The sequence below is a fragment of the Pseudomonas sp. 1912-s genome, from assembly GCF_029269205.1.
Taxonomy (GTDB): domain Bacteria; phylum Pseudomonadota; class Gammaproteobacteria; order Pseudomonadales; family Pseudomonadaceae; genus Aquipseudomonas.
The window spans coordinates 1-16,869 of the sequence record NZ_JARIXR010000034.1 but is presented as its reverse complement, the minus strand read 5'-3'; the positions used below and the strand labels follow the sequence as shown (position 1 = coordinate 16,869).

Here is a 16,869-nt window from a genome sequence, read left to right as displayed (position 1 = left end):
TCTCCATCGTCATGCCAGCACCTGGCGCATGCGGATCAAGGTGTGTTCGGGGCTGCTGGGCTCGTCGGCGTTCTGGCGCAGGAAGGCTTCGATCGCGCTGTGGCGAGTGATCGCCTCATCGGCCAGCGGGTCGCTGCCGGCGGAGTACTCGCCAACGCGGATCAGCATTTCAATTTCGCCGTAGCGCGCCATCAGTTCACGGATGCGCATTGCCAGGCGCTTGTGCTCGTCACCGGCCACCTGCTCCATCAACCGACTGCGGCTGCGCAGCACGTCCACCGCCGGGAAGTAGTTGCGCTGGGCCAGTTCGGCGCTCAGGGCGATATGCCCGTCGAGGATCGAACGCGCTTCCTCGGCCACCGGATCGCTGGCGGCATCGCCTTCGGTGAGCACGGTGTAGAGCGCGGTGATGCTGCCGCTGGGGCCCGGCCCGGCGCGCTCCAGCAGCTTGGGCAAGGTGGCAAAAAACGACGGCGGATAACCGCGCCGGGTCGGCGGCTCACCCACCGCCAGGCCGATCTCGCGCTGGGCCCGGGCGAACCGGGTGAGGCTGTCCATCAGCAGTAGCACGTTGCGGCCCTGGTCGCGGTGGTACTCGGCCAGGGTGGTGGCGACAAAGGCCGCACGCACCCGCTCGGCGGCGGGACGATCAGACGTGGCGACAACAGCGACCGTACGTGCGCGGGCCTGGGCGTCCAGTTGCACGTCCAGCAGTTCGCGCACTTCCCTGCCCCGCTCGCCGATCAGGCCGATCACAATCACATCGGCCTCGCTGTTGCGGATGATGCTCGCCAGCAACGAGGATTTGCCCACGCCGGGCTCGCCGAAGATGCCCATGCGCTGGCCCTGGGCGAGGGTCAGCAAGCCGTCGATGGAGCGAATGCCCAGGGCCATGGAACGCACGATCAATTGCCGGGAGAACGGCGCCGGTGGCTCGGCATGCAAGGGATAGGTCTGCAAGTTCAGGGTCGGCGGCACGCCGTCACCGTCGAGAAACTCGCCCATGGGGCTGATCACCCGCCCCAGTTGCGCATCCCCCACCGCCACGCCGAGACTTTCACCGGTGGCGATGATCTGGGTGCGGGTCGACAGGCCTTCCATGGAACCGATAGGCGACAGGATCGCTTCGTCACCATCGAAGCCGATCACCTCGGCACTGAGGCTGCGGCCGCTGACCGGGTCGCGCAGGTGGCACAGCTCACCGATGCTCGCGCCGGCCACACTGGCCCGCAACAACACCCCGCGAATACTCAGCACGGTGCCCTGCATCGGACGCAAGCGCGCCTGGGACAGCCGCTCGGTCAGGCGCGGCAGCAAGTGGTTGAGGTTCATGCCACGCCCTCTTCGGCGAAGGGCAACAGGCTGCGGCGCAAGGTCTGCAGTTGGGCCTCCAGCCCCAGCTCAACCGAACCCGCCGGGCTGCTCAGGCGGGCCTGGCCGGCACTCAGTTGCGCGTCGGCCTCCACGGCGATGCCGTCCTTGAGGAGTTGTTGGCGCAAGGCATTCACTTCGGTGGGCGGCACCCACAAGGTCAAGGCCTGGCCCTGGCGAAACGCGCTCAGGGCCTGGCGCGTGCAACGCACCACACGGTCGGTGTCGTCCAGCTCGCCAAGCACTTCACGCACAATGCCCAGGGCCAGGTCCGCCAGCGACGCTTCCAGCCCGGCGAGGTAATGCTGCACCTGGGCCTGGGTCTCCAGCAGCAACTGCGCGACCTGCTCTGCGCCTTCTTTGCGTGCACGTTCAAAACCTTCAGCACGCGCGCTGTGCAGCCACTGGTCACTGTCGGCCTTGATCTGCTCGGCGTGGTCCCTGGCGGCTTGCACAAAGGCAAAGCCATCGGTCCACAACGCCGCTTCTTCGGCGCGCAAAATCCGCGCGGCGGGACGGCTGGGTAATTCACTCATGGGCAAGCTCCTCGGCGAGCAACCGGGCGGCCACGGTCTGGACAATTTCCAGGTCGCGGGGCAAGCGCCCGCTATAACCTTTCGGCGCGACAAACCGCAGTTGCAGCCAGCCCTGCAACTCGGCGGGCTGGGCCTGCAGCCAGGCCGCGACACAGGTGAGGCCATCGCGGTCGATGGCGTCGATCAACTCGGCGGGCTCGCGCAGCAGGTCGGCCGCGCCGCCCAACTGGCGGTGCGCCAGGGCCAGGGCAAAGGCTGCCTGGCCGAGGCCATCGCGCAGTTCATTGACCACCTCGCGGCGGATCTCCCGGCTCAGGGTGGAGGCATGCCAGATCGCGCCACACAGCCTCGGCAGCCGCTCGAATTGCGCCGGGTTCAGCAGCAACACCGGTAAATCGGCAGCCGGCGGGGTGACCAGATGCGCCAGCGGCGCCAATTGATAATGACTGGCCAGCCACTGCTCCAGCCGCGACCGAAACCGCGCCTGCCCGTGCAGGGCTTGCAGCACCTCGGCCGGCAGGCCTTCGCCGAAACACTCGCCCAGGCTTTGCTGGCGCACGAACTGCAACGGCTGGGCGATCAGGCCCTGCCAACGTTCAACCAGGCTCATTCACCCTCCTTGAGCACATACAACGCCTGGGACTGGCGGCGCGCCCAATACTGGCGGGCCAGCACGCCACCGGCGCCCAGGGCGACCAGCAGCAAACCGCCGAACAACAACCGCGCCTGGTTGAGGTTGTCTTCCAGCAGCCACAAGCCCATGAAGCGCGCGAGTCGCGGTTGGGCCGGGTTCTGGCTGACGGACACCGCGGCCTTGATCACCGTCACCGACACGCCCTCGTAGCTCAGGCCAGAAATGCCGTTGGCCACCAGGGTCTTGATCTGCGGGATCAGGGTGTTGATGTCGGTGCCCGGGTCGTAGCGCACCAGCACCGAGGCCGACGACGGTGAGATCACGCGCTTGAGCAGGTCATTGTCGGGCAGCACCACGTGCACCCGCGCCGAGACGATGCCGTCGATCTGCGACACCGAGTGGGACAGCTCTTCGCTCAAGGCGTAGATCATCTGCGCCCGTTCCTGCACCGGCGACGACACCAGGCCGTTGCCCTTGAACACCTCGCCCATGTTGGAAAAGCTCTGCTGCGGCAGCCCAGCGTTATCCAGCAGGGTCATGGCTTCGGCGAAACGCTGTTCGTCGACCACCACTTTCAACTGGCCGTTGTCCTGCACCTTGCGCGTCGCGGGAATACCGTCGCGCAGCAACACGGCGACCATGGCGTTGGCGTCGCGCTCGCTGAGGTTGGTGTAGAGGTCCATGTCGCAGGCCTGCAAGAGGCTGGCGAGCAGGCCGATCAGCAGCAGGCGCAGGGCACGATTCGGGCTTGGCATGGCGTTATTGACCCTTGAGCAGCGTGTTGGCGGAACCGGAAATCTGCGTCGCACCGCGCACCACCATCTGGGTTTCGATGGAGTAGTCGAACATCTTGCCCAGTGAATGGACGATCTGGTCGACCTGCTGCTCGGCGACTTTCTTGCCCGGTTCTGCAGTGGAAGAGGCACCCGAGGTGCGGATGTCCGCAGCGGCCACTTGGGGTGGCGCCGACGGGTTATTGGTGAGCAAATCGGCGCGCTCGGAAAAGGTCCGGGAGCGGTCGATAAAACTGTTCAGGCGCTCCATCAGGCCCGAGCCGATCTGATGGGGGCTCGCGCCTTCGGGCATGCCCTTGGCCGTATTGGCCATGTGCTCGAACAGATTCTGCGAGGCCCCGGCGGGCCCCGCGCCGGCGGACGGCGGCAAGGCCGTGGCGCTGGCTGCGAGACTGATGGTCATGGGTGCGCCCTACTCTTCGTCGTCATCGGACATGGCGTCATTCAGCATTTCCTGCGCCTTGGGCATGATGATGAATTGACCGCCGATGGTGACCGCCTGGGTGATCAGGGCATCGGTGAACTCGGCGTCGGTCATCTCCGGTTTGTCGGCGCTCTTGGCGTTATCCACCGCGGCGTTGAACTTGGCTTCAGGGCTGGCGCCACCGGGGGCGAGGTTGCTGTCTACGGCGGTTACGGACATGGTCATGCTCCTTTGCTGGGGTTGAGGTAAATCAAGGGGTTTCGGTGCTCACCTGGGCGCCGCGAAATACCCGCACGCCCTGCTCGCGTGCCACAACGGGCGCGGCGGCCTTGGGTTGCAGGTGATCCACATGCTGCTGGACCAGCGCCAGGTACGGCGGCGGCCCGGACACGAAGACTTCATCGCCCTCGGGGCCGTTGCGCATCGACAACTGCTGGCCGAAGACGTCGAGGTTGTTCAAATAAGCCTGCAGCTGGTCCAGGTTCAGGGCGCTGGCCTTGAACAGCTTGGTGGTGATTTCGTCGCTGGCATTGAGGTACAGCAGGTTGCCGTCGAAGTACCAGGTCAGGCCGTTGGTGCTGCACAGCGTCTGCAGGAACTCCCCGGCGGTGGCGGCGCGCACAGTGCTGCGGGCCTTGCCGCGAACCTTGTCGGAGAGCACCAGCGGGATGTCGAGGTTGTGGCCGAACTCTTCGAGGGCGGCGCGCACGTCCTGGTCCACCAGCACGTAGGCGTAGGGTTTGGCGAACCATTCGGGCTCTTCGTCGGCGTGGGCGATCGAGGCGCCAAACAGCACCGACAGACATAGGAGCGCCATGGAAAATATGCTTACATGGCGTCCGCCTTCGCCCAACGAGTTGTGACGATGACCAAACACTTTTTGCTTGCCGGCAGCCTGCTGCTGGCCGCCTGTTCCAGCACCGCGCCGAGCGATTCCGACCGCTCGGTAAAGCTGGCCAACGACCTGAACAAACGTGGCGACTACGCCAGCGCGGCGGCGCTGTATGAACGTGCGGCCCAGCAACCGGGCGCCGGCATCGACCTGTGGCTCAAACTCGGCCAGGCGCGGCTCGACGGCAATGATGCGGCCGGTGCCGAGCGCGCCTTCCAGCAGGCCCTCGGCCTTCAGGCCCACAACGCCGACGCCTTGTTGGGGTTGGGCACCGCGCAACTGCGACTGGGCAAAACCCAGCGCGCCGTGACGGCCCTGGGGCAAGCCGCCGAGGCCAGCCACTCGCCGGTCGCCTACACCCGGCTGGGCATTGCCCACGTGCTGAACGGCCAGGCGATGACGGCACAAACCGCATTCGCCAAAAGCCTGAGCCTGCAACCCGACGACCTCGACAGCCGCTGCAACCTGGCCCTGGCCTACGCCCTGGGCGGCCAGGCGCAGCAGGCGTTGGACACCATCGCCCCCGTCACCCAATCGCCCCGCGCCTTGCCACGGCATCAGCGCAATGAGTTGTTGGTGCTGGTATTGGCGGGTTACGAACAACGAGTGGCCAGCTTGCCGCTGGACGATATCCCGGCGGCTGAGCGAGTACGGCTGGTTGCCGAAGCCAACCGCATCAAAGCCATCAGCGACCCGGTTGCACAGGCGCGGGAGTTGGGGCTGGTGGATACGCACTAAACCCAACAACTTTTGATCTTGCTGTTGCACTGCTTTTGATGTTGCTTTTGATCTATCAGGCCCCGTCAACCACGATGGCCGCAAGCAGGCCCGGTGTAGCGGGTAAACCGGCAAGGATGCCGGTTTAGCCGCGACGGGCCAGGGACGGGCCGTCGCGGCGGCCCGCGGAATCGGGTCTGATTGCGGGCATGCCGAGCCTGGGCGAGGCACCGAGTGGTGGGGCAAAGACCTTTTGGTTACTTTTGGGGCGTTTGCCAAAAGTGACCCGCTGTAAGAGCGGAACCCTAAGTGGCCGTTACCGCAGGAATGGATATGTACTCGGTCTGCTTCAAGAAACTCACCGACCGTTAGGCCGCCTTCGCGAGCAAGCCCGCTCCCACATTTGAATTGCGGTGTGACAGATAGATTTGCTGGGGCTGGAATACCGCTATCGCTGGCAAGCCAGCTCCTACAGGGGGAATGTGCACGGGGAGTCATTGCTCGCCTCCCGGTGCGCCAGCCTTGGCCTCTTGCTGAGCCTGCCGCCGCTGCAACTGCTCCCGGTCAAACCCCTCGATATACACCTGCGCCGCCCGCCCGACCGGCGCCGCCATCGCAGGCCCGGTGGCCCGCCCCTGATTCAAATCCTGGCGCTGCTCCACCATCTGCATCAGATTCAGATTGTTGGCACAGCCCAACGGCAAGGTCGCCTTGAAATCCTCATCCAGCCCGATCTCATCCTTGGCCGGCGGCTGCTGGCACTGGCTCGGCAACCCGTCCGCCTGATACTGCGGCGAGTAATACACCGGCGCCAGGTGCGTCTTGCAGCCCATCACCAACAGGGGCAAACACATCAACAAACGCGAAACTTTCATGCCATGCCCCCTCATCAATTCATGTAGAAACCAAACGCCCCACCGCTGCGCGGCCCCGTTGCCGCAGCGGTCGCGGGCTGCGCGTCGAGCGGTGTGGCCAGGGTGCGACTGCGCACCGGCTCCACCAGGTACGGCGTGATCAAAATCACCAACTCGGTTTCGTTGCGCTGAAAACGCTTGGAGCGAAACAGGTTGCCCAGGATCGGCAAGTCGCCCAGCAACGGCAGCTTTTCGATGTCCTGGCTGCTCTCGCGCTGGAACAAGCCGGCAATCGCAAAGGTCTGCCCGCTGCCCACTTCTACCCGCGTATCGGCGCGGCGCACGCTGAACGACGGCACATGGAAATTGCCGAAATCCACCGTGCCGCCACTCACCACACTGCTGACCTCCGGGCGCACTTGCAGGGCGATCCGGCCGTTGGGCAGCAGCGTCGGGTTGAAAAGCAGCGACACGCCGAAGGACTTGTATTCGATGCCCACCAGGTCCCGATTCACCGGTACCGGAATCGCCACTTCACCCCCCGCCAGAAAGCTCGCGGTTTGCCCGGTCATGGCAGTGATATTCGGCTCGGCCAGAATTTGCAGGATCCCGTTGGCCTGCAACGCGTCGAGCATGCCGTCGATATTGGTGTTGCCCGAGCCGCTGCCCGCTGCCGCCAGGCCACCAGCCGTGGCTGCTGCCAGCGGCCCGCCGGTAATCAGGCCGAAGGAGAAGGTGCCGTTGCTGAACATCGCGTTCCAGTTCACGCCGTAGTGCAGCAGTTCCGAGCGGGATACTTCAGCGAACCTGACACGCAAATTGACCTGGGCCGCACCGGCATATTCCGTGGTGTTGACCGCACTCTGGAAACCCTGGCCCTGGGGGTTGAGCAACGCGTTCAAGTCCGTCGCTTCGCCCACCGAACGCACCGTGCCCTTGGCGATCAGGCGGTTGCCGGCACCGCTGATCTGCGCGCCATTGCCGGGGTGCAATTCCTGCATCGGCGCGGTCACCGCCTGGGTCGCGCTGCTGACGGCCAGCGTCAGGCTGGCGAGCTGTTTGCCGTCGCCGCCGAGAGCGATCAGGCTGGTATTGCCCGGGGCCTTGCCGAAGATATAAATCACCCCCGGCGACACCACTTGCAGGTCGGCAATCCCCGGTTCGGCCACCAGCACCGACTCCACGGGCGCCACAAAATGAAGGATCCGGCCTTCACCGGAAGCCAGGCTGATAGAGCCCTGGGCACCGTTGGCGATGTCCTGGGCATTGCAAAAAAACGAGGTCAACGTCAGCAACAACAGACAAAAACGGATCATGAGGCAGACGCCAGGGAAGTGACGGAAGCCGCGGCAGGTGCACGGCGGTTGGAGATATCGGTGAGGCTGATGGTCACCAGCGCTTGCAGGTTGTATTCAGTGGCCAGCTCGCGAAACGACAACACCGCCAGCTCCAGTTCGCCGCGCAGCACCAGGCGACGCAGGCTACGGCGCAATTCCGGGTGCACCAGCAATACCGCGCTGTTGGCTTCGGTGGTTTTGTCGCAGGCCTGGCGCAGTTGGGCGAGCAAGGCGCGGTTGACCTCTTCAGGGATCACTTCACGGCTGGGTTCCTGGCGACGCAGGGACGCACGCAACTGGTCTTCCAGACCGGGCGCCAATACCAATGCGCCAATCACCCGATTGCGGTCGGCGTACTGGTGGCTGATCTGCCGCGCCAACGCAGCGCGCAGGTGTTCGGCCAGGCGGCCGGCATCGGTTTCCCGGGCGCCCCACTCCACCATGGCTTCGAGCAAGGCCCGTTGATTGCGGATCGACACGCCCTCGCCCACCAGCAAGCGCAGGGTTTCGGCCACCCGCTGCAACGGCACCAGGCGCAAGGCTTCCTTGACCAGTTCGCCGTACGTGGCTTCGGTGCGTTCGAGCAGCAGGCGGGTTTCCTGGATCCCCAAAAAGTCTGCAGCGTAGCGGCGCAGGCTGCGCTCCAGCACGCCGCGCAGCACCTCGTCCGGCAGCAGGAAGCCGATGCCGGCGTTGCGCAACACGTCTTCGTGCTGGCGTTCGATCCAGTGCGCAGCGCGGCCGTTGAGCGGTGAATCGGCGTGCAGCGTGGTGATGTCCAACAGTTGCACGTGCACCGGATCGTCCTGCAACAGCAGGCAGTTGACCGGCATCTCGCCTTCACTCACCGGCACGCCTTCCAGGGACACCCGGAAGCTGCCCGGCGTGGCCTTGGCGTCCATGTGCACGCCCGGCACCGGCACGTCGACGCCGAGGTCGCTGCGGATGTCGTGACACAGCGCTTCAATGCGCTGGGTCAGCAACTGGCGTGGCGCGCTGAGGGCCAGGGCGCTGCCGAGGGTCAGCAGCACGCGGGTGTCGGGCGCCACGCCGTAGTCCTGCTCGGCCTGCGCTTCGACCACCGGCTCCAGCGTCTCGATCAGGGCTTCAGGCTCTACCTGATGTTCACGGGTATGCCGGCGGTACATCACGAACGCCGCGCCGCCGAACACCAGCGACAACCCGAGGAACACCCAGGTCGGAAAGCCCGGGATCACACTGACGCCGACCATGATCAATGCGGTCAAACCGAGGGCCCGGTAGCTGGCGCCCAACTGCTTGAGAATCTCGCTGCCGAGGTCGCCCGCCTCGCCGTCGCTGTTGACCCGCGTGACCACGGTACCCGCCGCCACGGAGATCAACAGCGCCGGGATCTGTGCGATCAAACCGTCACCCACGGTCAGCAGCGAATAGGTGTGCACCGCCGCGCCGAAGGCCATGTCGCGCTCGATCATGCCGATCAGCATGCCGCCCAGCAGGTTGACCGCGAGGATCACCAACCCGGCAATCGCATCGCCTTTGACGAACTTCATCGCACCGTCCATCGCGCCGAACATCTGGCTTTCACGCTCCAGGCGCGAACGCCGGCGGCGGGCTTCGGCCTGGTCGATATCGCCGTTGCGCAGGTCGTTGTCGATGCTCATCTGTTTGCCGGGCATCGCATCCAGGGTGAAACGCGCCGCCACTTCGGCGACCCGCTCGGCACCCTTGGTGATCACCACAAACTGCGCCACGGTGATGATCAGGAACACCACCATGCCCACCACCACCTGGCCGGCAATCACGAAGTCACCGAAGGCCTTGACGATATGCCCGGCGTCGCCGTGCAGCAGAATCAAGCGGGTGGTGGTGATGGACAGCGACAGGCGAAACAGGGTGCTGAGCAGAATCAGCGGCGGCAGCGCGGAGAATTCCACCGAATGGCCGATGTAGAAGGCGACGATCAGGATCAGGATGCTCAGGGCGATGTTCAGGCCGATCAGCATGTCCACCAGGTAGGTGGGCAGCGGGATGATCATCATCACGATCGCCATCAGCATGAACGCGACGATGATCACGTCGGTGCGCTGGGCGGCCATGCGCGCGATGCCGTTCAAGCGATTGAGCAGGTTCATGGCGTCACTCTCCGTGCAGCCAGGTAGCGTTTGAAGCACTGGCGCGCTTCGTCCTTGCGTTCGCCGTACCACAGCGCGCGGGCGCGCAGCAGCAACAGGCTGGCGGACTCGCCTTCCAGCGCCACCAGGCGGTCCAGGGCCGACAGTGCGCGGGTGGCGTCACCGCTGTCGGTGAACGCCAGCACCAGCGAGCGCAGCAGCAGGCCGTCGTTGGGCGCCACGCTCACGGCAATCAGCAGCATCACCAGGGCGCGCTGGGACTGGCCGTTGCGCCGGTACAACTCGCCGATGCCCTTGAGCAATTGCACTGCGTCGTCGTTATCCCGGGGCATCAGGCCTGGACCTCCGAGCGCTGTTGTTCGAGGGTGCGGCGCATCTCGATTTCCTCGCTGATCAAGTCGTGGGCCAGTGCCTTGATTTCCGGCTCGGCGTCGAGGTTCGGCAACAGGTGCTGCATCACGTGTTCCAGCAGCTCCAGGGAACGGGCGCTGCCAAACAGCAGCGAGTCGACACCGGCAGCGCTGGTGAGCTCTTCCAGGTCGCTGCGCAGGGAGCGCCGGGACTGGACCTTGCGGGTTTTCAGCACCGCTTCAAAAGCAGTGGCCTGGCGCGAGTTGACCGGGCGAATCGCCTCGACCGGTGCGCTGCGCACCTCACTGGGAATCAACGGACGGGGTTCGACTTTCATCCCGGGGCCTTAGCTGAAAAAAGCAGCGTCATAGGGTGAAGGTGAAGCGTTCTTCGCCACGGGCGAGGATCACCTGATTGTTCTCGATGCGTTCCAGCACCCAGTTGTCTGCCAGGGCCGCGCCGGGGTACAGGCGCTTGCCGCTGTCATTGATCACGTAGGGATTGGCGCCGAACCACACCGCTTGAAAGCGCACCCGTGGCCGGGCTGCATCCGCGCGCACCGCGACCCGCGGGTTGAGCACGATCTGCTGGCCGTAACGCTGGTCGAACGCTTGTTGCAGGGCGACCCACTGGGGCTTTTGCGCCCGCTCGAAGGAGCCGGTGGCGTTGAGTTGGCCGTCGATGTCGTTGACCTTGACGGCGTCCAGGTGGGCGGCCTGCAATTGCCCTTCGAACCAGGCCTTGGCTTCGGCGCGAGAAGGCTTGGCCGCAGCTTTTTCGGCGACCGGCCTTGCGGTTTGCGCTTGAGGCGGATCGTTGCGAAAAGCCAGGGCGCCGGCGCACACAAACAGCAAGGCGGTGGCGATGATCCAGGGGGTGAAGGTGCGCGTCACCGCAGGCGGTTTTTCAGCGCTGCCCGGCAGCGCCAGGCTCACACCCGCCGTGCCGATGCGCAGTTGCAGCGGCAGCCGCGCGCGATGGCCGCTGCCTTGGGGAATGCGGATATCACCGGCAGTGCCAGTGATCAGTACGTCGCCGCCGAGGGCTTCGACGGCCACCTGGGCACCGTCAAAACGCAGGCGCAGGTGCAACTCGGCGATCCCGGGATCGCTGAGCTGAAGGTCGGCGGCCAGTGCGGCGCCAAGGGTGTAGACCGGCTGGTCGAGCATCAGGGAACTGCCCTGGTGCAAACCGTGGGTCACAAGCAGGGTCGGCGCGCCGTTCACGGCGGGCAGGCCCAGGGAAATCAAGGCTGTCATGGTTGGGTTTGCCCCCTTGAGAATCACAGGCCGCAACGGCACCTGTGCCGATCAACAACGGTGCAACGGGGTGAAGCAGGACGAGGCAGGTATGCGGGCAGCGCCGGCGCTGCCCGCATGGCGAATCAGTTCTGCGGACGCTGTTTGGTGGCGTCGAGCTCTGCTTTTTTCGCGGTGCTGATCTCGGTGATCTTGGCCGACTTCTCAATGGCCATGTTGAAAGTTGCTTCCATCTTCGCGATAGCGTCGTCGGCGCCGCCTGCACTTACTGGTGGAGTAGTAGCCATGTTCAATCTCCTTGCATCGATAGGGAAGTTAAGCGGTATGCAAACCGAACCGAACTCCCCGCGTCAGACAGTGAGTTGGCAATGCAGCCGTCGGTTTGCATGGGAACCATACTACTCACGAGTAAAACGCCTTCGCTGTGAAAGCTTGTGAAACGTTGACGGCGGGCGCTGTGAAAAATCCGGCTCAACGTGCCGTTGAGCAAATCTCATCGCCACGCCGATGCGGAACTTTTATTGAAAAACCGATACACGCCACAACCCAATGATTACGGGGCTTTCGCCATCTAAAATGAACGTTCTTGAACACTTCGATGCCGCCAGATTCCATGCAAAACCGTTGATCGCCCATTATTATTCGGAAAATAAGCCGACAACTTCACACTTTTAACTAATAGCCATTTGCCCAACTTCGCAGATATTGCCATTTGTAACAAAACCGACTTGATCATCGCGTTTGATAGCTCGGCGCGGGCCTGCTCAATAACACTTCGTAACTTTCGCCCGCCCAAGTTAGTGCACTTGCACTAAATATCGACTTATATAAAACAACTTCCAGGTGATCTATGACTGCGATCCCGAATGGCCTTGATCCTGCCGATAACAAGGGCCCGGATGACTCCCGGAGCACGTTTGAAAAAGCCCTGTTCACCGCTGTCGACAAGCCGGTATTCGACCCCTCGAAAATCCGTGGTCCGTCCATCCCGCTGCCTTATCAGAACGTCCAGGCACCGGTGAACAACAGCATCACCTACACCCCGCTGGGCAGCGACAAGCCGGTGACCCTCAAGCAGATCGACAACCCCAGGCTGTTTGAGCAATTGGTCAACCAGTACAACGCCCAGCAGAGCGATGCGACCCTTGAAAAGAACCTGGCCGACAGCAAAAGCGCCGGCTACAAGGAAGCCGACGCCAGCACCGTGGCGCCGGGGCTGGACAACTACAAGGCGATTGGCAGCACCACCGAATTGGGCCCGGGGCTGATCCGCTACGAGACCAGCGCTGGCGACAAAATCGTGGTCAGCCAGAAGGAGACCCCTGCGCTGTTTGCCCAGGTCAGCGGCGACTCGGCCAAGCTGTTCGCGATCAACGCCAGCCAGGCCGACGGCTACCGCCTGGCCGGCCCCACCGAAACCATGGACCCGGCGGCGAACATCGGCCCGCCCGAAGAGGTCGGGCCAGGCTTGATTCGCTACACCACCGCCTCCGGCGACAAGGTGATCGTGTCCCAGGACATCACCCCGGCGCTGTACGACCAGGTCGCCAAACTGTATGCCGGCAGCACCGGTGCGGCGGGCGCCTCGGACACCTCCTGGATCGACACCTCGTCGTTCGGCGTGTCGGGCGCCAAGGACTGGGACACCATCACCGGCAACACCAGCGGCACGCCGACCAAGGAAGAACTGGACCTGAACCGCCCCAAGGCGGCTGCCCAATTGCTCTCGCAAAACTGGGACGCCTGGGGCCTGCACGGTGCACCGATCGACTTCGCCAACCCGCCTACCACCCTGCCGCCGGAAGCCCAGGCCGTGCTCAAGTACGTGGCCAGCAGCCCGAGCCTGATGGCCGCGCTGGACACCGGCGGGCGCGGCAAGGCCGACAACGTCATTACCCATTCGGATGTCGACCACTTCATCGACAACGCCGGCAAGGACCTCGGCGCCGCGTCGAAATCCTATGGCAGTTTCCTCGGCAGCCACCCCGGCGACCTGGCCAAGGCCAACGCCAAGTCGGCGGCGATCCTGATGGCCAGCGAGAGCCTGGCCGCCGGCGCCGGTTCGGCGATGCGCCCCGGTGACGCCAACCAGCGCAGCAATGACGGCATGCTGCGCAACGACAACCTTGCAGCGTTGGGCAGCGATTCGGCCCTGAGCACCGAGCTGACCGGCGCGGCGGCGATGTGGTCGAAACCCGGGATGTTCCACGCCCTGGAAACCGGCGGCGACAACCCGGCCACCGGCAAGTCGGACGGCATCGGCACCCGCGACAACATCGGCGCCTGGCTGGAAAAACAGGCGCCGAAAACCGACAGCGACACCCTGACCTTCCTCGACGGTGCCGCCACCCGTGATGCCGTGGCCGGTGTCGACACCTCGGGCCTGACCGCCGACATCCTGGCCAACCCGCAGAACTACAGCGGCGAACAAAAAGCCGCGGTACTGGTGCAACTGACCGATGCACAAACCCGCCTCCTGGTGAGCGACTACGTGCCCCACGCCGGCCTGATGGACAAGTACACCTCGCCCAACTACGGCCTCAACCCCAACGAAGACAAGATCAAGGCACAGCTGCAAAGCGGCATCGAAACCCTCTCGGCCGACCCGGATGTGCAAGGCTTCCTGCAAAACAATCGCGGCCCGGCCCTGGCCGACATCGTCGACAGCAACCCGACCCTGAAAGTCGCGATGCAGAACTACTACACCAACGATATCGAGACCGGCAAAAACCTCACCGACAACCTGAATGCCAAGGACCAGAACGGCAAGCAGATCGACATGGGCATGGGCCTGCAAAACGCCGCCAACGATACGACCATCGCCAACCTGGCGCTGGGGGGCAACGGCCATGTGGACCTGACCGGTATCGCGGACAAGGCCGGGCAAAGCGACAACATCCAGCAGTACTACAAGAACGAATTGGTGACCGGCAAAGCCTTCACCGACGCGGTGGCCGGCGGCATGGACCCGACCGTGGCGGCCAGCAGCTTCGCCGCCAGCACCGCCTCGGCCCAGGCCTTCCTTGGCGACAAAGCCTCGGCGGATGACGCGGCCACCTTGCAGGTGAATTTCAACGAAGCCCTCGGCGATGCGCTGCTCGGCGGCGCGACCACCGACACCCTGAACATCACCCTGGGGGACGGCAAGGGCAACTTCGACGAAGCCAAGGTGACCGCCGCGATCAACGACGCCCAGCAGAAAGACCCCGAGATGTTCGTCACCTCCGACGGCGGCAAGATCGACCCGGCGCAGGTGGTGTCGATGCTGCGTTCGGTATGGGACATCGGGCGCCAGGGCGACAAGATTGCCGACGCGCTGCCCAAGGCCATCGAAGGCATGAAGTTCGGCGACGTCAGCCCGGCGTTCAAGCAAGGCCTGCTGCACATCGGCAGTGCGGTGCTGATGAGCGGCGTGCTGATGGCGCGTTCGGCCAGCGGCAGCAACACGCCGGTGGCGGACGCCAACCGGGTGTCCGCCGGGCTGCAATTTGCCGGGCTGTTAATGGAAGGCGGCACCAAGTACGCCAAGGAAGCGGGCTACGGCATCACCTGGGTCAACCGTCCGGACGGCGGCACCATTGGGGATTTCCCCGGCAAGGTGCCGGTGGGCAAGGGCCCGCTCAGCCCGCAGCAAATCGCCAACCTCGGCGCGGCCGGCAAGATCATCGGCTCGGCGGGCGGGATCATCGGCGGTGTGATCGGGGTGATTGGCGGTGTCGACTCGTTGAAAAAAGGTGATTACCTGACCGGCAGTTTCTCCGTCGCCACCGGCGTGCTCGGCACGGGTGCGGCGGTGGCCGGCCTGGTGGAAGCCGGCGCCGGGTTATACGGCGCCACGGAAATCGGTGCGGTGGCCGGGACCATCAGCGGCATCCTCGGCGGCGCCACGGCTATTCTCGGCGGCATCGGCAGCGCCTTCCTGCCCTTCGCCCTGGCCGACGCCCATGGCAAGGCGCAGGACGCGTTCTACGGCCAGCTGGCGCCAGTGCTCAAGCAATACGGCTTGACCGGCGGCCCGACAGAACCCGGGGACTATCCGGACGACCCGATCCCGGCGATCAACACCTGACCCTCCCTTGCAGCCCTGCGCGAAAGGGAGCCGCGCGGGGCTGTGTCTTGAACACGCACAAAGGTTAATCACATGACGTATTCACAACGCAGCCACCTTGAAGACAGCGCTTTTGAAATTCACTTTGGTCCTTATCGACTGCTGCCCAGACGTCATCTGCTGCTGAAAAACGGTGAACCGGTGAGCCTGGGCAACCGCGCCCTGACCTTGCTGATCGCCCTCGCCTCGCGGCCTGGAGAACTGCTGGAGAAAACCCAACTGCTGGACATCGCCTGGCCACGGCTGGTGGTGGAGGAATGCAACCTGCGGGCGCAGATCAAAGCGATCCGCCGGGCGTTGGGGGACGATGACTCGGTCTATATCGCGACGGCGACGGGCCAGGGTTATCGGTTTGTCGCACCGACCTGGGTGGAGCGCGAGGCGCTGAAAAAACCGGTGGTGCTGGGGGTTTATAGCTGTCGCCGCTGTGTGGGCAGTGAGGTGAAGCCGGTGCACAGCGTGCGGCAGGAAAGGCTTAACAGCTGAGCCGTGGTGATTATTCCGTTGGAAAAATATGTTTTTTCCAGCGGAATTATTTGGCCTGGCTGGTCGTTGTGTTTCCCGAGACTGCTCACTTTTATCAACTTTTCGGGAAACTTCTCATGAATCGCATTCATTGGCTCAGCCTGGCCAGCCTCCTCGTCATTGGCACCGCTCAGGCGGCGACCCTGCAAGTTCCGGTCAACCTCGTCAGTGCCGATGGCGCGCCGCAGCCTGTTGGTACGGTGACCATCAGTGAGTCGGCGTACGGCCTGATTTTCACTCCTGACTTGAAGTCCCTGCCGATGGGGGTGCATGGGTTTCATATCCATGAGAACGGCAGCTGTGAGGCGGGTGTGAAGGATGGCGTGAAGGTGGCGGCGCTGGCCGCCGGTGGGCATTTTGACCCGCAGAAAACGGGCAAGCATTTGGGGCCGTATGCCGAGGGGCATCTGGGGGATTTGCCGGCGCTGTATGTGAATATGGACGGGACTTCGACTAACCCGGTGTTGGCGCCGCGGTTGAAGACCATTGCGCAGATCAAGGGCCGGGCGTTGATGATTCATGCCGGGGGGGATAATCACTCCGACATGCCCAAGCCTTTGGGTGGTGGGGGTGAGCGATTGGTGTGTGGGGTGATCTGAGTTGGCCGGGGGCATATCCGTTATTTTGGTTGTGGCTGATATGGGTTCCGCTCTTACAGCGGGTCACTTTTGAAAGGAGCCCAAAAGTAACCAAAAGGCTCTTGCCCCACCACTCGGCACCTCGCTAATGCTCGGTGTGCCCTTGTAAGATTGTTTTCACCTGCTTCAGACCGTAGTGCCCTCTGATTTCGAGATCGTGAGTGAGCATGGGTCGGAGCAGGTTCCTTCCTAAACTAGTCCGAACGGTTGCCTGGGCGCAAAGCCCGATTCTGCAAGGTTGGACGTGAGGAAAACGCTATGGACCATGACTCTGCGTTCGTCGGAATTGATGTTTCCAAAAACAAGCTCGACTCA

General features: G+C 63.9%; 18 protein-coding genes. 4 read left to right on the top strand and 14 right to left on the bottom strand.

What is annotated here, in order from left to right:
* Positions 1-9: 9 nt before the first annotated feature.
* From P3C29_RS28280 to P3C29_RS28250, 7 genes are read right to left on the bottom strand one after another with little or no spacing between them, the layout of a single operon-like run.
* Positions 10-1,332, bottom strand: a complete 1,323-nt coding sequence (locus tag P3C29_RS28280; protein ID WP_275966003.1) for a FliI/YscN family ATPase — start codon at positions 1,330-1,332, stop codon at positions 10-12.
* Positions 1,329-1,907 (bottom strand): FliH/SctL family protein, encoded by a 579-nt coding sequence (locus P3C29_RS28275; protein ID WP_275966002.1) that lies wholly within the window; start codon positions 1,905-1,907, stop codon positions 1,329-1,331. Before P3C29_RS28275 ends, P3C29_RS28280 begins: the two co-directional genes overlap by 4 nt.
* A complete protein-coding gene (locus tag P3C29_RS28270; RefSeq protein ID WP_275966001.1) occupies positions 1,900-2,517 on the bottom strand; it encodes a type III secretion protein in 618 nt (205 codons plus the stop codon). The genes P3C29_RS28275 and P3C29_RS28270 overlap by 8 nt, the downstream gene beginning before the upstream one ends.
* Positions 2,514-3,296, bottom strand: coding sequence for a type III secretion inner membrane ring lipoprotein SctJ (sctJ, locus tag P3C29_RS28265; protein WP_201124787.1), 783 nt, complete (start codon positions 3,294-3,296; stop codon positions 2,514-2,516). Before sctJ ends, P3C29_RS28270 begins: the two co-directional genes overlap by 4 nt.
* A 4-nt stretch (positions 3,297-3,300) precedes the next feature.
* Complete coding sequence (locus P3C29_RS28260; RefSeq protein ID WP_169389107.1) at positions 3,301-3,738, bottom strand: hypothetical protein; 438 nt, start codon at positions 3,736-3,738, stop codon at positions 3,301-3,303.
* A gap of 9 nt (positions 3,739-3,747) precedes the next feature.
* A complete protein-coding gene (locus tag P3C29_RS28255) occupies positions 3,748-3,978 on the bottom strand; it encodes a hypothetical protein (RefSeq protein ID WP_003208330.1) in 231 nt (76 codons plus the stop codon).
* A 31-nt stretch (positions 3,979-4,009) separates the two neighbouring features.
* Positions 4,010-4,576 carry a type III secretion protein gene (locus P3C29_RS28250; protein WP_275966000.1) on the bottom strand — a complete coding sequence of 189 codons (567 nt, stop codon included), beginning with the start codon at positions 4,574-4,576 and terminating at the stop codon, positions 4,010-4,012.
* 48 nt (positions 4,577-4,624) lie between these two features.
* On the opposite strand from P3C29_RS28250, the gene P3C29_RS28245 reads away from it, so the two are divergent.
* Positions 4,625-5,389 carry a tetratricopeptide repeat protein gene (locus P3C29_RS28245; protein WP_275965999.1) on the top strand — a complete coding sequence of 255 codons (765 nt, stop codon included), beginning with the start codon at positions 4,625-4,627 and terminating at the stop codon, positions 5,387-5,389.
* Between the two features lie 473 nt (positions 5,390-5,862).
* On the opposite strand, the gene P3C29_RS28240 is transcribed toward P3C29_RS28245, so the two are convergent.
* The 7 genes from P3C29_RS28240 to P3C29_RS28210 all read right to left on the bottom strand — a co-directional run bounded on the left by P3C29_RS28240 (position 5,863) and on the right by P3C29_RS28210 (position 11,570).
* The gene (locus tag P3C29_RS28240; protein WP_169389109.1) at positions 5,863-6,243 is read right to left on the bottom strand and encodes a hypothetical protein; all 381 of its coding nucleotides are present in this window, start codon (positions 6,241-6,243) and stop codon (positions 5,863-5,865) included.
* Between the two features lie 14 nt (positions 6,244-6,257).
* Positions 6,258-7,538: a type II and III secretion system protein family protein gene (locus P3C29_RS28235; protein WP_010167065.1), complete on the bottom strand. Its 1,281-nt coding sequence runs from the start codon at positions 7,536-7,538 to the stop codon at positions 6,258-6,260.
* Positions 7,535-9,673: a type III secretion system export apparatus subunit SctV gene (gene sctV / locus P3C29_RS28230; protein ID WP_275965998.1), complete on the bottom strand. Its 2,139-nt coding sequence runs from the start codon at positions 9,671-9,673 to the stop codon at positions 7,535-7,537. The genes P3C29_RS28235 and sctV overlap by 4 nt, the downstream gene beginning before the upstream one ends.
* The gene (locus tag P3C29_RS28225; protein WP_010167061.1) at positions 9,670-10,005 is read right to left on the bottom strand and encodes a tetratricopeptide repeat protein; all 336 of its coding nucleotides are present in this window, start codon (positions 10,003-10,005) and stop codon (positions 9,670-9,672) included. The genes sctV and P3C29_RS28225 overlap by 4 nt, the downstream gene beginning before the upstream one ends.
* Positions 10,005-10,361, bottom strand: coding sequence for a hypothetical protein (locus tag P3C29_RS28220; protein WP_010167059.1), 357 nt, complete (start codon positions 10,359-10,361; stop codon positions 10,005-10,007). Before P3C29_RS28220 ends, P3C29_RS28225 begins: the two co-directional genes overlap by 1 nt.
* A 28-nt stretch (positions 10,362-10,389) precedes the next feature.
* Positions 10,390-11,283 carry an FHA domain-containing protein gene (locus P3C29_RS28215; protein ID WP_275965997.1) on the bottom strand — a complete coding sequence of 298 codons (894 nt, stop codon included), beginning with the start codon at positions 11,281-11,283 and terminating at the stop codon, positions 10,390-10,392.
* A 125-nt stretch (positions 11,284-11,408) separates the two neighbouring features.
* The gene (locus P3C29_RS28210; RefSeq protein WP_003207273.1) at positions 11,409-11,570 is read right to left on the bottom strand and encodes a hypothetical protein; all 162 of its coding nucleotides are present in this window, start codon (positions 11,568-11,570) and stop codon (positions 11,409-11,411) included.
* A 563-nt stretch (positions 11,571-12,133) separates the two neighbouring features.
* Between P3C29_RS28210 and P3C29_RS28205 the strand changes: the two genes are divergently transcribed.
* The 3 genes from P3C29_RS28205 (at position 12,134) to sodC (ending at position 16,515) form a co-directional block, all read left to right on the top strand.
* The gene (locus tag P3C29_RS28205) at positions 12,134-15,352 is read left to right on the top strand and encodes a type III effector HrpK domain-containing protein (protein ID WP_275965996.1); all 3,219 of its coding nucleotides are present in this window, start codon (positions 12,134-12,136) and stop codon (positions 15,350-15,352) included.
* 72 nt (positions 15,353-15,424) lie between these two features.
* Positions 15,425-15,877, top strand: coding sequence for a winged helix-turn-helix domain-containing protein (locus P3C29_RS28200; RefSeq protein ID WP_275965995.1), 453 nt, complete (start codon positions 15,425-15,427; stop codon positions 15,875-15,877).
* Between the two features lie 116 nt (positions 15,878-15,993).
* Positions 15,994-16,515, top strand: a complete 522-nt coding sequence (gene sodC / locus P3C29_RS28195; RefSeq protein ID WP_010167047.1) for a superoxide dismutase family protein — start codon at positions 15,994-15,996, stop codon at positions 16,513-16,515.
* Positions 16,516-16,869 lie beyond the last annotated feature (354 nt).